The organism is Herbaspirillum sp. DW155 (genome assembly GCF_037076565.1).
In the GTDB taxonomy this organism is placed as follows: Bacteria; Pseudomonadota; Gammaproteobacteria; order Burkholderiales; family Burkholderiaceae_D; genus Herbaspirillum.
This window is the reverse complement of sequence record NZ_AP029028.1, coordinates 4,285,444-4,299,338: the sequence shown is the minus strand read 5'-3', so window position 1 is coordinate 4,299,338 and position 13,895 is coordinate 4,285,444. Positions and strand designations below refer to the sequence as shown.

Here is a 13,895-nt window from a genome sequence, read left to right as displayed (position 1 = left end):
GATACCTTTATGACTACCCCTTCCAGCAATACCCCGGCCAGCAGCCAACCCGCCGTGCCGGCCGATGCCATTCCCTCCGCCGCCCAGACTGCGCGCTGGATGTTCGATCCCAAGATCGTCAAGCCGGCCCTGGCTGATTCGGTGCGCAAGCTGTCACCGCGCGTGCAGTGGCGCAATCCGGTGATGTTCGTGGTCTACCTGGGCAGCATCCTGACTACGCTGCTGTTCATCCAGGCCGTTGTCGGCAAGGGTGAGGCGCCGGCAGGCTTCATCTTCGCGGTCGCCGCCTGGCTATGGTTCACGGTGCTCTTCGCCAACTTCGCCGAAGCGCTGGCCGAAGGCCGCAGCAAGGCCCAGGCCGCCGCCCTGCGCGGCGTCAAGAAAAGCGTCATGGCCAAGAAACTGCGCAGCACTGAACTGGTCCGGGGCGGCGCCGCTGCCGCCGCCCGGCAGTGTGAAGTCGTCGAAGGCGGCTCCCTGCGCAAGGGCGATCTGGTGCTCATCGAAGCCGGCGACACCGTGCCTGCCGATGGCGACGTCATCGAAGGCGTGGCCACCGTCGACGAGAGCGCCATCACCGGCGAATCGGCACCGGTGATCCGCGAATCCGGCGGTGACTTCTCGGCCGTCACCGGTGGCACGCGGGTGCTGTCGGACTGGATCGTGGTGCGCGTCTCGGTCAACCCGGGTGAAGCCTTCCTCGACCGCATGATCGCCATGGTCGAAGGCGCACGCCGCCAGAAGACCCCCAATGAGCTGGCCCTGACCCTGCTGCTGGTGGCGCTGACACTGGTGTTCCTGCTGGTGACGGTGACCCTGCTGCCGTTCTCGGTCTTCTCCGTCAATGCGGCCGGCTCCGGCTCGCCGGTCACCGTGACGGCACTCATTGCCCTGCTGGTCTGCCTGATCCCCACCACCATCGGCGGCCTGCTCTCGGCCATCGGCGTGGCCGGCATGAGCCGCATGATGCAGGCCAATGTCATCGCCACCTCCGGCCGCGCCGTGGAAGCCGCCGGCGACGTCGACGTGCTGCTGCTGGACAAGACCGGCACCATCACCCTGGGCAACCGTCAGGCCGCCGCCTTCATGCCGGCCCCGGGCGTGGGCGAGCGCGAACTGGCCGACGTGGCACAACTGGCTTCGCTGGCCGATGAAACCCCGGAAGGTCGCAGCATCGTGGTGCTGGCCAAGAACCGCTTCAACCTGCGCGAACGCGAGATGGCCAACCTGGGGGCGCAATTCATTCCCTTCTCGGCCCAGACCCGCGTCTCCGGCATCGACATCGGCGAGCGCCGTATCCGCAAGGGTGCTGCCGACGCCATCCGCAAGCTGGTGCGCTCGGCCGACCAGCGCCTGCCGGCCCAGGTCGAAGCCGACGTCGAAGCCATCGCCCGCCGTGGCGGCACGCCGCTGGTGGTGATCGAATGGAGCAACCAGAGCGACCTGCTCCAGCTGGGTTCCCCGGTGCGCATCCTGGGCACGGTGGAGTTGAAGGATATCGTCAAGGGCGGCATCAAGGAGCGCTTTGGTGAACTGCGTCGCATGGGTATCAAGACCGTGATGATCACCGGCGACAACCGCCTGACTGCGGCGGCCATTGCTGCCGAAGCCGGGGTCGATGACTTCCTCGCCGAGGCCACGCCGGAACAGAAGCTGGCCCTGATCCGCCAGCATCAGGCTGAAGGCAAGCTGGTGGCCATGACCGGCGACGGCACCAACGACGCCCCTGCACTGGCCCAGGCCGACGTGGCCGTGGCCATGAACAGCGGCACCCAGGCGGCCAAGGAAGCCGGCAACATGGTCGACCTCGATTCCAATCCGACCAAGCTGATCGAGATCGTCGAGATCGGCAAGCAGATGCTGATGACGCGCGGCAGTCTGACCACCTTCAGCATCGCCAATGACGTGGCCAAGTACTTCGCCATCATCCCGGCCATGTTCGTGGCCAGCTATCCGCAGCTGGGCGCGCTCAACGTGATGCATCTGGCCAGTCCTGAATCGGCCATCATGTCGGCGGTGATCTTCAATGCGCTGGTGATCGTGGCGCTGATTCCGCTGGCCCTGCGCGGCGTGCGCTATCGCGCGCTGGGTGCGGCCGTGCTCTTGCGCCGCAACCTGCTGATCTATGGCGTGGGTGGGCTGCTGGTGCCGTTCGTGGGCATCAAGCTGATCGACATGCTGCTGGCCGCCTTTGGCCTGGTCTGAACCTGAATCCGACTCTCAAGGAGTGTCCCATGAAAACCTCGACTCCCCATCCGCTGCGTCCGGCCATCACGCTCTTCATCCTTTTGGGCGTGCTGCTGGGCGGCCTGTACCCGCTGCTGGTGACGGGCCTGGCGCAAGCCTTCTTCCCGCATCAGGCCAATGGCAGCCTGATCGAACGCCAGGGCCAGCTGGTCGGCTCTGAACTGATCGGCCAGAACTTCACCAGCCCGGCCTATTTCTGGGGCCGGCCGTCGGCTGCCGGCACCTTCCCCAACAACGGCCTGGCCTCCGGTGGCAGCAATCTCGGCCCGACCAATCCGGCCCTCAAGCAAGCCGCAGAAGATCGCGCCAAGGCCTTGCAGGAGGCTGATCCGGGCAACAAGAGCGCTATCCCCATGGACCTGCTGACCGCCTCGGCCAGCGGCCTTGATCCGCACATCAGCCCGGCGGCCGCCGCCTATCAGGTAGCCCGCGTGGCCCGCGTGCGTGGCATGACGGTGCAGCAGGTGCGCGACCTGGTGCACGCCAACAGCGAGGCGCCGCAATGGGGCCTGTTCGGTGAACCGCGCGTGAACGTGCTCAAGCTCAATCTGGCGCTGGATGCGGCAGCACCCATGCCCAGGACGGATGCCAAACAATAGGATCACCCTCCGACCCGTTCGCCCTGAGTCAGGCGCGTCTTCGATACGCGACTGCGCCGTCACTCAGTCCGAACGGTAATGGAGATGCCCGCCGCAGCCGGTGCTACGTCCAGTGCGTAGCACCGGCTTTTTGCCTCTACAATGCTCCAACTCTGATACTGCGCCTATGAACACCCGCCCCGATCCCGACGACCTGCTTGAACGCGTGATGCGCGACGAAGAACGCCAGGCGCGTGGCCGCCTGAAGATTTTCTTCGGCTTCTCGGCGGGGGTGGGCAAGACCTTCGCCATGCTCGAAGCGGCCCAGGCGCTGGCCGCGCAAGACGTGGACGTGATCGCCGGCGTGGTAGAGACCCACGGCCGCGCCGAGACCGAGGCGCAGCTTGCCGGCCTGACGCGCCTGCCGCTGCGCATGGTGCCTTACCGTGACCGGCAGTTGCCCGAGTTCGATCTGGATGCCGCGCTGGAACGCAAGCCCGGCGTGATCCTGGTGGACGAGCTGGCGCACTCCAACGTGCCCGGCTCGCGCCACGCCAAGCGCTGGCAGGACATCGATGAACTGCTGCGCGCCGGCATCGATGTCTACACCACCCTCAACGTGCAGCACATCGAAAGCCTCAATGACGTGGTGGGCCAGATCACCGGTATCCGCGTCTTCGAGACGGTGCCCGATCATGTCTTCGATGGTGCCGATGACGTCATGCTGGTCGACATCCCGCCTGATGAACTGCTGGCGCGCCTGCAGCAGGGCAAGGTCTACCTGCCGCAGCAGGCCGAGAAGGCCGGTCGCAATTTCTTCCGCAAGGGCAATCTGATCGCCCTGCGCGAAATCGCCCTGCGCCGCACCGCCGACCGGGTTGACGCGGACATGCGCCAGTATCGCGCCGACCGCTCCATCGCCCAGCTGTGGCAGGCGCGCGAACGCATCGTGGTGGCGGTGGGCAGCGGTGCCGGCGAGGAACGCCTGATCCGCGAAGCAGCCCGTCTGGCCGCCAAGCTGCAGGCCGAATGGCTGGCCGTACATGTGGACCTGCCCGGCCAGCGTCAGGCGATGGACGCACGCGAGCGCGTGGTGGCCTATCTCAAGCTGGCGCAATCGCTGGGTGCGGAAACGGCCAGCATCAGTGGTGAGGAACTGGCCGCGGCACTGCTGCAATTTGCCCGCAGCCGCAATGCCGGCAAGCTGGTGATCGGCCAGCCCGCAGGCGGCCTGCATCATCTGCTGCGCTGGCCGCGCGGCACACTGGCCCAGCGCATCGCGCGTGGCGGCGCCGAGATCGACCTCTACACCATCGCCCGCAGCCGTACCCGCCAGCAGGGCGAAACCGCCCGCACCGATGGTGCCGCCAGTGCCGCCGAAGAACTGCTGACACGCCGTCGCCGTACGCGCGGCACGCTCTGGGCGCTGGCCAGTTGCGCCATCACCACCACGCTGGCCTTCGTGCTCGACGGCAAGCTGCATCCGGCCAACGTCATCATGCTCTACCTGGTGGGGGTGATGCTGGTGGCGATGCGCTATGGCCGCGCGGCCTCGGCGCTGGTATCGGTGCTGTCGGTGCTGTCCTTCGATTTTTTCTTTGTCGATCCGCGTTTCTCCATCACGGTGTCCGACGCGCAGTATCTGCTGACGCTGGCGGTGATGCTGGCGGTATCGCTGTTCATCAGCTCGCTCACCGCACGCCTGCGCCGCCAGGCCAGCGTGGCCATGCAGCGCGAGGGCCGGGCGGCCAATCTCTACATGTTGGGCAAGGAATTGTCGGCACTGCTGACGCTGGACCAGATCCTGGAAATCGGGCGCCGCCATCTGGCCGCCGTGTTCGGTGCGCGCATCGCCTTCTTCCTGCCGGACAGCGCCGACCAGTTGCGTCTGGCCGAGCCGGAGCAGGAGGGCGGAGCCCATGTCCTGAAGAGCGTCGATGCCGGTGTCGCGCAGTGGGTCTATGACAATGGCCAGGCGGCCGGCAAGGGCACGGCCACCTTGCCCTCGGCGGCGGCGCTGTACCTGCCGCTGACGGCCACCATGCGCACGCGCGGCGTGCTGGCCTTTGCCATCGAGGCGCCCAGCGAAGAAGAACGCCAGCTCGCCGCAGCCCAGCTGGCTCTGCCCGAGAACCGCCAGATGCTGGAGATCTTCTGCTCGCAGATCGCCATGGCCATCGAGCGTCTGCACTATGCCGAGGTGGCCCAGGATGCGGTGGTCACGATGGAATCCGAACGCCTGCGCAATTCGCTGCTCTCGGCCATCTCGCATGACCTGCGCACGCCCCTGACCTCGCTGGTGGGCAGTGCCGAGGTGCTGGCTGCCAATGCGCGGCTGGATGATGATGCCCGCGCCATGGCCCTTACCATCAGCGAACAGTCGCAGAAGATGGTCGGCCTGATGAACAACCTGCTGGACATGGCGCGCCTGCAGGCCGGCGTGGTGACCTTGAACCGCCAGTGGAATGCACTGGAAGAACTGGCCGGCTCGGCCCTGCGCCTGCTGGCCAAGGCGCTCGAAGGGCGTCAGGTGGAAACGCGCATCGCGTCCGGGCTGCCGCTGCTGCGGGTGGATGCGGTATTGCTGGAACGGGTGCTGGCCAATCTGGTGGAAAACGCCATCAAGTATTCGCCGCCCGGCAGTCCCATTGCCATCAGCGCCCATGTGGAAGACAGCGAGGGCGCGCCCCAGGTCAAGGTCAGCGTGGCAGACCAGGGACGCGGTTTCCCGCCGTCCATGACGCAGCACGCCTTTGAAAAATTCACGCGCGGCGACAATGAGTCCAGCACCCCCGGCGTCGGCCTGGGCCTGGCCATTTGCCGCGCCATCATCGAGGCGCACCAGGGCCGTATCTGGATTGCGCCGCAGGAAGCCGGGCAGGGCGCGACCGTCTGCTTCATGCTGCCGGTGGAAACGCAACCGGCCCTGCCCGAGGAATAAGGACATCCCATGCAAGAACACGCAGGCAACATCGTCTTCATCGAAGATGATCCGCACATCCGCAAGCTGGTCAAAAGCGCTCTGGAACAGGAGGGCTTCATCGTGCATGAGGCCAAGACCGCGCGCGAGGGCGTTACCGAAGCCGGCACCCGCAAGCCCGACCTCATCATCGTCGACCTCGGCCTGCCCGATGGCGATGGCAAGCAGGTCGTCAGCGAGATCCGCAACTGGAGCAGCGTGCCCATCGTGATCCTCTCGGCGCGCACCCAGGAATCGGAAAAAGTGGAAGCCCTCGACGCCGGTGCCGATGACTATCTCGTCAAGCCCTTCGGCATGCCCGAGCTGCTGGCCCGCATGCGCGCCCAGCTGCGCCGCCATGCGCGCGCATCAGGCGCGGGCCAGTCCAGCGGCCGCTATCGGCTGGGTGAGGTGGTGGTGGACCTGCCGGCCCGCAGCGTCTCCCGCAATGGCGAGGCACTGCATCTGACGCAGATCGAATATCGCCTGCTGTCCACGCTGCTGCGCGATGCCGGCCGCGTCATCACGCACCGCCAGTTGCTGGTGGCTGGCTGGGGACCGTCGCATGCGGAAGACGGTCATTACCTGCGCATCTACATGCAGCGCCTGCGCCAGAAGCTGGAGCACGATGCGGCCCAGCCGGTGCACATCCTCACCGAGATCGGCGTGGGCTATCGGCTGGCCGACGTGATCGCTGAATGAGCCGCGAGCGCTGAGGATTCAGGGCCAGTTCAGCAGCGGCAGCGCCAGCACGACCATCGCGATGCAGCCCAGGTTGAGCAACACGCGCTGGCGCTTGAGCACGAAGGAGAGCAGCCAGGCACCGGCCACAAAGACGATGAAACTGGCCAGGTATTGCTTGCCTGCTGCCGTCACTTCCAGCTCCGGCGCATCGGCCAGCCCCGAGAACTTCCAGGCGCAGGCCAGCCCGGCCAGCACCGCGCAATTGAAATAGGTATTGACGGTGGGGAAGCTTTCTTCCAGATGGTCGGAGACTTCCACGCTTTCGCATCGTCCATCCCGATAGAGCGCTTCCAGCCAGTGCCGCTCGCCGCGCCAGCGATACAGCGTGGCGCCGTCCTCGCGCGTGTGCTGCGCGTGGGGTGCGCCCAGCCGGGAGGTCAGGAAGTCAGGTGCGCTCAGGCGCCACTGGGCGGTCTGGGCCGCACGAAAGCGCTGCTCCAGCCCGCGCGCCTTGCGGCGCCGGGCCAGTTGCTTCAGGGCCAGTTGAGCCAGGGCAAGGGAGTTGAAGAGATAGATCCATTGCAGGATGGTGGCGTAATCGGCTTGCATGGGCAGGTCGGTCAGATGGGCAGAGGGATGGGATGCCGCATCTTGCCGTCAGCCCGGCCGCTTGTCCAGCCCGGCTGTGCGCTGCCTGTCGGTCTGTCGAGGCGGCACCAAGGCCGGTTCTCATTTGATCTGCACGGGCAAATCAAATGGGAACCGGTCCTGGCGCGATGAATGTGTACCGGGGTGGTGCTAGCGCGAGATGAACCTAAAGATCCCCCCAGAGATCGATCTGGCGGCGGATCTGGCCAGTGCGCGCATCGCAGATGAAGAGAATCTCCCGCAGATCATGCCGCACCACGTAGCGGAAATATTCGCGGTCGGTGCGTGCGACGAACTCCTCGCTCTCGATCTTGCCCGGCAGGACAGCGGCCACCTGGTGCCGACAGTCTTCGCGATGCTGCAGGGCTTGCGGCGAGGGTCCGTAGTCTTCCGCCGCGCGGTAAGGTGATACCGCCCAGCTCAGCTGAGCGACACCGACGCAGAGCAGCAGCATCAGCAGCGCGACCAGCACGTGACGATAGCGGCGGCGCTGCGCGGTGCGCAGGAACAGATGACGTGGCGAGAGCGGGTGGAGGCGATCTTCGCCACGTTTCCAGTGCAGACGGCTACGCATGATGATGCACCTCCTTGTTCATTGCCCATTGCCCATTGCCAATTCACACGATGGTCCGGCCTCAGAAGCTCTTGTTGAGCGAGGCCACCCACTGGTTGCTGCCGATGTTCTTGCCGCGCAGGGTATAGCCGGCATCCGGCGCGTTGCTGCCGGTGTAGGCCAGGCCCAGCACATAGCCGGAGAAATCGCGCGTGAGGCCAAGCTTCCAGTCGGTATAGGAGAGGCTGGAAGCGTTGGGGCCGGTGTAGTGCTGGCGTCCGATGTGGGCCAGGCCGGTGATGCCGTCGAAAAGCTCATGGGTCAGCGAGAGATCGGCGTAGCTGCTGCCACTGGTATCGGCATTGCCGAAGGTGTTGCCCGTGCTGACCGAATACTTGAAGGCGATCCATTTGGCGTCCACGCCCAGGTAGACCTCGGTGGTATCGGGTCTGGTCATGCCGGCCGGGTAGCTGCCCGGATAGGCGTAGTGCAGCACACCGATGTCGCCGGTGAGCCAGTCGGTCAGGGCAGGCTTCCAGCCGCCGTAGATATCCGTCTCCAGACTGGCCGAGGCTGCGGAATTGGTATCGGAGATCCAGCTGATGTTGGACATCCAGATCCCGGCATACAGGCCATTGTCATGGGTCAGATCGAAGCCGCCTTGCAGGGCGGGCTTTTGATTGGTCTGCGTGGTCCCACGGAAGACGTACTGGCTGACGATGCCGATGTTGCCTGTCAGGTGCAGCGGCGAGGCGCTGGCGTCGCTGGCAGCCGGCGCTGCGCCAGCTTCCTGCGCCTGGGCCGGGGCGATCACGGCGATGGCCAGCAGGGCAGCGGCGGCGGCCAGGCTCGCCAGTCCGGCCAGTTGCGCATTGCGCAGGCGACGCTGGCCCAGTGGTGCCAGCGATTCCTGGGTGGTGTCTTCGACTTGTTGTGAGGTACGGCGGTTCATGCTGGATGCTCCATGGGTTGAAGAGCATCAAGCTTAGTTTTTGCGGCGTTTAATCCGGATAAAACTTTGGGTTGGTGGTGTAAAAAAGCTGTAAAGAAGGTGCTGTAAAAGAGGCGGTAAGCCGCTCAGGGTGGAGAGGATAGCAATTTATGAGCAGGCCGCGAGGCTGGAATGATCGATAGAAATAGCGTTTCTTCGGATCGAATCAATTTCTAACTTTTTTATCGTCTGGCGTGGCTGATTTTTCTTTGCGTCGGGCGCCATCGTGTTGTCGTTGTGCCTGCCCCATCTGATCGCGGACGATGCAACCCGTCTTCCGCTCCCTCATGAAAACCCGATCAATCCCCCCGCTCAGTCCAGCTGGGCGCACGCTTTTCCAGAAACGCCTGTATCCCTTCCATCGCCTCGGCATCCATGATGTTGCAGGCCATCACCTCGGCCGCATGGGCATAGGCATCCGGCAGGGCCATCCGCTGCTGGCGGTACACCATGGCCTTGCCGCGCGCAATCGAGATGGCGGGCTTGCTGCAGATCTCGCGGGCCAGTGCTTGGGTGGCGGCATCGAGTTCGCTCTCGGGTACGGCCTGGTTGATGAGTCCCCACTCGGCGGCCGTGGCGGCATCGATGAACTTGCCGGTCACCAGCATCTCGAAAGCCCGCTTGATCGGCAGGTTGCGCGTGAGCGCCACCGCCGGGGTGGAACAGAACAATCCGACGTTGATGCCCGAGACCGCAAAGCGCGCCTGCTCGCTGGCCACTGCCAGATCGCAACTGGCCACCAGCTGGCAGCCGGCCGCCGTGGCCAGCCCCTGCACCTTGGCGATCACCGGGACCGGCAGCGCGCGCAGCGATTGCATCAGGCGGCTGCAGCGCTCAAACAACTGCTGGTAGTAAGCCTGCTGGGGCGTGGCGCGCATTTCGCGCAGGTCGTGGCCGGCGCAGAAGGCGCGGCCATTGGCGGCCAGGATCACGCAGCGCACCCGGGCATCCTGCGCCAGGGCATCGAGCTGCGCCTGCAAGGCGGTCAGCATGGCTTCCGAGAGCGCATTGAACTGCGCTGGCCGGTTCAGGGTGAGGGTGGTGATGCCGTGCTGGTCGTGCCGCAGCAGCAGGTCCGGGCTGGTCGCTTGCATGGTGGGTCTCCGAATGGGCGCCCGTGTCATGTCATCGCCGGGCCTGTCAGAAGACTACCTCAAGCGCCGGGGCGAGGTCCAAAGTTCACTTCACTGGCTGATCAGGAAAGATGAACGAACAGAATGCCGCCGTACGGAAAAAAGTCGGAATCTGGTCAGAACCTTCACCCCGGATCGTCAGGGGCAGGGCGGCCAGCCGTCCGGCAAGGGTTTGCGCCGGCTGGCCGGTATCTTCGTTCATATGGGCTAAATCCGAGGGGCTGGCGGGGCGATGCACCAGCGCCATGTCCGGAGTGGTGCATGCTGCACCAAACGGGTATTCGCAGATGAATAATCTGTCAGTCGATTATTTTGCAGCAGTAAGTGCTGCCGACGGTCTTTCTTCCCCTCCAATACGGCAGCACTATTTGCCGCCTCTTCTCTACCATGAGAGCCGTTTGGATGCGCTGCAGCATGCGCCGGACGGCTTGGATTTTCCGGCTCCTGCAGCGCTCCGTCTTTCCCTCATGGAGCCCAGATGTCCACCGCCATTGCCGCACCCGCCACCACCCGTCCTGCCTCTTCCCGGCCGCAGCCGATGAGCCGGTTGTTTCTGGTCTGCGTGGTGCTGGCGATCTGCATCTGGGGCGGCAACTGGCCGGTGATGAAGTTCGGCAGCCAGTTCATTCCGCCGTTGTGGTTCGCGGCCAGCCGTTTCCTGTCGGCGGCGATCCTCAGTTTCATCATCGCCGCTGCCCTGGGCAAGCTGCGCTTGCCCACGCGCCAAGAGTGGCCGGTGGTGGCCGGCGTGGGTGTCTTGCAGATGGGCCTGTTCACGGCGCTGGTCACCGGGGCCTTGCACTTCGTCATGCCGGGCCGCGCCTCGCTGATCGCCTATGCCACCTCGATCTGGGTGGTGCCGGGTGCCGCGCTCGTCCTCAAGCACAAGCTGAGCACCCAGCAGTCGCTGGCCACCGTCTGCAGCTATGCGGGCATGGCCGTGATCGTGCTGCCGGCGCTGCTGCATGCGGACATGCACAGCATGATCGGCTACCTGATGCTGGGCGCGGCCTCGCTGTCCTGGGCCACCAACATCCTGCAGATCAAGATGACGCCGGGCGTGAAGCTGGACTTCGACCTGCTGCCCTGGCAGACCCTGGTGGCCGCCGTGCCGCTGTCCCTGCTGGCCCTGGTGGTCGATGGCGCACCGACCTTCCTGGCCGATCCGCATTCCTGGGGTGTGATCGCCTACACCGGTCCGCTGGCCACGGCCCTGACTTTCCTGATCGTATTGCAGATGACCCAGCGCCTCTCGCCGGTGACGGTATCGGTGTGCATGCTGGGCGTGCCGGTGGTGGGTCTGGCGCTGTCCTCGCTGATCTTCGGCGAGAAGCTCTCCGGTGATCTGCTGCTGGGCATGGGTTTGCTGTGCCTGGGACTGGTGTTGCCGGCACTGCCTTCGGTGGGCCTGCGCCGTGCCGTCAGCAAGGCATGAGCCGGGCCCGGCTCAGCGATCGGTGAGATAACGCGCGATCCGTTCACCCAGCAGCTCACGCAGCGCACGCACCGTGGGCGAGAGGCTCATGCGATGCGTGCAGACCAGATTCAGCGGCGAGGCCTCGCCCGCATAATCTTCCATCAACGCTTCCAGCCTGCCGTTGCGCAGGTCGGCCAGCACGTCCAGCCGCGACTTGTAGGCGATGCCGCGGCCATCCACGGCCCAGCGGTGCACCAGTTCGCCATCGTCGCACACGCGGTCGCCGCTCACCTGCACCTGTACCGGGCTGCCCTCCTTGAAGAAGGTCCACTGCGAATGCAGCATGTCCGAGAGCAGATAGCGCAGGCAATTGTGCTGGCGCAGGTCGGCCGGTGTGCGCGGGCGGCCGTGGCGCGCCAGATAGTCGGGCGAGGCGCACAGCACGCGGCGGTTCTCCGGTGCCAGCGGCAGGGCCACCAGGCTGGAATCCTCGGGCGGACTGTAGCGGATGGCGACCTCCACCGGCTGGCGGAACATGTCGGCCACGCGGTCGCTGATGCGCACCTGCAGGCTCACCGCCGGATGCTGGGCCTGGAATTCATCGAGCCACTGGCACATCAGATTGCGGCCGAAATCCGAGGGCACCGACAGCGAGAGATTACCGCCGACCATGCGCCGTCCATGGGCCACGGCATCGCGCCCGGCATTGACTTCGGCCAGCGCGTTGCGGGCGTATTGCAGATAGCGCTCGCCATCGGGCGTCAGGCGCAGGCTGCGCGTGGAGCGGGCCAGCAGGCGCGCGCCGAGTTCGCCTTCGAGCCGCTTCATGGCGGCGCTGGCGACGGCCGGAGTGACGTCGTGCTGGCGGGCTGCGGCGGAGAGGCTGCCGTTGTCGGCAGCGCAGACAAAGATGGCGAGGTCTTCCAGGCGGATCATGATGGGGCAGGAGACAAGGTGATGAGATCGAAACCCGCATTTTACTTTCAATTATTTTTTGAAAATGTTTCTGCCCCGCTGCGCTTTTTTGAAACCGCATCCTGCCCGATGATGTCATGCAAGCCGCACCAGTGAATTCAGGAGCATTAAGCAAGATTTAATGCTCAACGCCAAACCATTCAACGGAAGGAAATACCATGAGCCTGCTCCACGCCGCCCGCAAACGCCACTCCACCAAGGCCTTCGATCCCAGCCGCAAGATTCCCGAATCCCTCATCGCTGAACTGCGCGAGCTGCTGCGCCTGGCCCCGTCCTCGGTGAACTCGCAGCCCTGGCATTTCGTGGTGGCCTCCAGCGATGCCGCCAAGGCCCGCATCGGCAAGGCTGCCGAAGCCGGTTATCCCTACAACCTGCCCAAGATCATCAACGCCTCGCACGTGATCGTGCTGTGCGCCCGTACCGCCATCAGCGAGCCGCATCTGGAGGCGCTGCTGGAAAAAGAAGAAGCCGATGGCCGCTTCGTCAATGCCGAGGCCAAGGCCGGCCAGCGCGGTTCGCGCCTGCTCTACAGCAACCTGCATCGCTACGAGTTGAAGGACGCCCAGCACTGGATGGAAAAGCAGGTCTACCTGGCCCTGGGCACGCTGCTCCTGGGCGCGGCCGAACTGGAAGTGGATGCGGTGCCGATGGAAGGTTTCAATGCCAAGGTGCTGGATGAGGAACTGGGCCTGCGCGAGAAGGGCTTCACCAGCGTGGTGCTGGTCGGCCTGGGCTACAGCGGTGCCGATGACTTCAATGCCAAGCTGCCGAAGTCGCGCCTGGCGGCCGAGACGGTCTTTACCGATCTGTAATCGACAAAGGGCGCTGGTCCCTCGTCCTCATCCTCATCCTCATCCTCCTCATACCCACATCATCAGCGTGTTGGCCGTGGTCTGCAGCGCCGGCACGCCGCGCGCGATGGCTTCCTCGCGCGAGCAGGCGGCGATGTTGGAGGTCACGCTCAGGGCGCCGATGACGCGGCCATTGCGGTTCTTGACCGCGATGGCGATGCCGCGCATGCCCATCTCGAACTGGTTTTCGGTGATGCCATACCCCTGCTTGCGCATGGTGACGATCTCGGCAAAGAGCGCGGCCTTGTCGGTCATGGCCATGTGGGTGTGCGGGATCAGGGTCACGCGGTCGAGATAGGCGGCGATCTCGTCATCCTCGCGCATGCCCAGCAGTACGCGCCCGGCCGTGGTGGTGTAGGCGGGCAGGCGGGTGCCCGGTTCGAATCCGGCATTGACCAGTTGCGCGGCGGTGACGCGGGTGACGTAGACGATCTCGTCGCCATCGAGCAGCGAGAAATTGGTGGACTCCTGCAACTGCTGCGTCAGGCGCTGCAGGAAGGGTACCACCGCGCGCGGTACGCGGGCCGATTCCAGATAGGACTGGCCCAGGTTCAACAGGCGCGGCATGAGCCAGAATTTCTTGCCATCGGAGGCCGCCATGCCGGTGTGCACCAGCGTCAACAGATAGCGGCGCGCGGCGCTGCGGGTCAGGCCCACGCGCTCGGCCACTTCGCTGGCGGTCAGCTGGGGCGAGTCACTGTTGAAGGCGGTGATGACGTCAAAACCCTTCATCAGGCCTTCGATCAGGTCGCGCTTCTGGATGTCCAGTTCTACCGACTGTTGGTCGATCATCGTAAATAAATGCCAGAAATGAGTGATTGCCGAACAAGTTGCGCGATTATCGCACGTTTTGCTTCAT

At 65.0% G+C, this 13,895-nt stretch carries 13 protein-coding genes; 6 read left to right on the top strand and 7 right to left on the bottom strand.

Annotation, left to right across the window (positions count from 1 at the left end; all coding sequences use genetic code 11):
- The first annotated feature begins 9 nt into the window (after positions 1-9).
- The 4 genes from kdpB (at position 10) to AACH55_RS19465 (ending at position 6,486) form a co-directional block, all read left to right on the top strand.
- Positions 10-2,205, top strand: a complete 2,196-nt coding sequence (gene kdpB / locus AACH55_RS19480) for a potassium-transporting ATPase subunit KdpB (protein ID WP_338716291.1) — start codon at positions 10-12, stop codon at positions 2,203-2,205.
- A gap of 29 nt (positions 2,206-2,234) precedes the next feature.
- On the top strand, positions 2,235-2,846 hold the full coding sequence (kdpC, locus tag AACH55_RS19475; RefSeq protein ID WP_338716290.1) for a potassium-transporting ATPase subunit KdpC: 612 nt from the start codon (positions 2,235-2,237) through the stop codon (positions 2,844-2,846).
- Positions 2,847-3,012: 166 nt separating this feature from the next.
- On the top strand, positions 3,013-5,766 hold the full coding sequence (locus tag AACH55_RS19470) for a sensor histidine kinase KdpD (protein WP_338716289.1): 2,754 nt from the start codon (positions 3,013-3,015) through the stop codon (positions 5,764-5,766).
- A gap of 9 nt (positions 5,767-5,775) precedes the next feature.
- Positions 5,776-6,486, top strand: a complete 711-nt coding sequence (locus tag AACH55_RS19465; RefSeq protein ID WP_338716288.1) for a response regulator — start codon at positions 5,776-5,778, stop codon at positions 6,484-6,486.
- An 18-nt stretch (positions 6,487-6,504) separates the two neighbouring features.
- Here the strand turns inward: AACH55_RS19465 and AACH55_RS19460 are convergent, their stop codons facing one another.
- The 5 genes from AACH55_RS19460 to AACH55_RS19440 form a co-directional block, all read right to left on the bottom strand.
- Positions 6,505-7,077 carry a hypothetical protein gene (locus AACH55_RS19460; protein WP_338716287.1) on the bottom strand — a complete coding sequence of 191 codons (573 nt, stop codon included), beginning with the start codon at positions 7,075-7,077 and terminating at the stop codon, positions 6,505-6,507.
- A gap of 205 nt (positions 7,078-7,282) precedes the next feature.
- A complete protein-coding gene (locus AACH55_RS19455; RefSeq protein WP_338716286.1) occupies positions 7,283-7,690 on the bottom strand; it encodes a hypothetical protein in 408 nt (135 codons plus the stop codon).
- Positions 7,691-7,751: 61 nt separating this feature from the next.
- The gene (locus tag AACH55_RS19450; RefSeq protein WP_338716285.1) at positions 7,752-8,621 is read right to left on the bottom strand and encodes a TorF family putative porin; all 870 of its coding nucleotides are present in this window, start codon (positions 8,619-8,621) and stop codon (positions 7,752-7,754) included.
- A 338-nt stretch (positions 8,622-8,959) separates the two neighbouring features.
- Positions 8,960-9,754: an enoyl-CoA hydratase gene (locus AACH55_RS19445; protein ID WP_338716284.1), complete on the bottom strand. Its 795-nt coding sequence runs from the start codon at positions 9,752-9,754 to the stop codon at positions 8,960-8,962.
- An 85-nt stretch (positions 9,755-9,839) separates the two neighbouring features.
- On the bottom strand, positions 9,840-9,995 hold the full coding sequence (locus tag AACH55_RS19440; protein WP_338716283.1) for a hypothetical protein: 156 nt from the start codon (positions 9,993-9,995) through the stop codon (positions 9,840-9,842).
- A 276-nt stretch (positions 9,996-10,271) separates the two neighbouring features.
- On the opposite strand from AACH55_RS19440, the gene AACH55_RS19435 reads away from it, so the two are divergent.
- Positions 10,272-11,228, top strand: a complete 957-nt coding sequence (locus AACH55_RS19435; protein ID WP_338716282.1) for a DMT family transporter — start codon at positions 10,272-10,274, stop codon at positions 11,226-11,228.
- 12 nt (positions 11,229-11,240) lie between these two features.
- Here AACH55_RS19435 and AACH55_RS19430 read toward each other — a convergent pair whose 3' ends face one another.
- Entirely contained in the window at positions 11,241-12,146 is a 906-nt protein-coding gene (locus tag AACH55_RS19430; RefSeq protein ID WP_338716281.1) for a LysR family transcriptional regulator, read from the bottom strand.
- 197 nt (positions 12,147-12,343) lie between these two features.
- Between AACH55_RS19430 and nfsB the strand changes: the two genes are divergently transcribed.
- Complete coding sequence (gene nfsB / locus AACH55_RS19425) at positions 12,344-12,997, top strand: oxygen-insensitive NAD(P)H nitroreductase (protein ID WP_338716280.1); 654 nt, start codon at positions 12,344-12,346, stop codon at positions 12,995-12,997.
- Positions 12,998-13,045: 48 nt separating this feature from the next.
- Here nfsB and AACH55_RS19420 read toward each other — a convergent pair whose 3' ends face one another.
- Complete coding sequence (locus AACH55_RS19420; RefSeq protein WP_338716279.1) at positions 13,046-13,828, bottom strand: IclR family transcriptional regulator C-terminal domain-containing protein; 783 nt, start codon at positions 13,826-13,828, stop codon at positions 13,046-13,048.
- Positions 13,829-13,895 lie beyond the last annotated feature (67 nt).

Bases quoted from the DNA above. Each gene is read 5' to 3' on its own strand.
- nfsB (WP_338716280.1), top strand. From the start codon at position 12,344: ATGAGCCTGCTCCACGCCGCCCGCAAACGCCACTCCACCAAGGCCTTC.
- kdpB (WP_338716291.1), top strand. From the start codon at position 10: ATGACTACCCCTTCCAGCAATACCCCGGCCAGCAGCCAACCCGCCGTG.
- AACH55_RS19420 (WP_338716279.1), bottom strand. From the start codon at position 13,828: ATGATCGACCAACAGTCGGTAGAACTGGACATCCAGAAGCGCGACCTG.
- AACH55_RS19460 (WP_338716287.1), bottom strand. From the start codon at position 7,077: ATGCAAGCCGATTACGCCACCATCCTGCAATGGATCTATCTCTTCAAC.
- AACH55_RS19440 (WP_338716283.1), bottom strand. From the start codon at position 9,995: ATGAACGAAGATACCGGCCAGCCGGCGCAAACCCTTGCCGGACGGCTG.
- AACH55_RS19445 (WP_338716284.1), bottom strand. From the start codon at position 9,754: ATGCAAGCGACCAGCCCGGACCTGCTGCTGCGGCACGACCAGCACGGC.
- AACH55_RS19465 (WP_338716288.1), top strand. From the start codon at position 5,776: ATGCAAGAACACGCAGGCAACATCGTCTTCATCGAAGATGATCCGCAC.
- AACH55_RS19455 (WP_338716286.1), bottom strand. From the start codon at position 7,690: ATGCGTAGCCGTCTGCACTGGAAACGTGGCGAAGATCGCCTCCACCCG.
- AACH55_RS19435 (WP_338716282.1), top strand. From the start codon at position 10,272: ATGTCCACCGCCATTGCCGCACCCGCCACCACCCGTCCTGCCTCTTCC.
- AACH55_RS19450 (WP_338716285.1), bottom strand. From the start codon at position 8,621: ATGAACCGCCGTACCTCACAACAAGTCGAAGACACCACCCAGGAATCG.
- AACH55_RS19470 (WP_338716289.1), top strand. From the start codon at position 3,013: ATGAACACCCGCCCCGATCCCGACGACCTGCTTGAACGCGTGATGCGC.
- AACH55_RS19430 (WP_338716281.1), bottom strand. From the start codon at position 12,146: ATGATCCGCCTGGAAGACCTCGCCATCTTTGTCTGCGCTGCCGACAAC.
- kdpC (WP_338716290.1), top strand. From the start codon at position 2,235: ATGAAAACCTCGACTCCCCATCCGCTGCGTCCGGCCATCACGCTCTTC.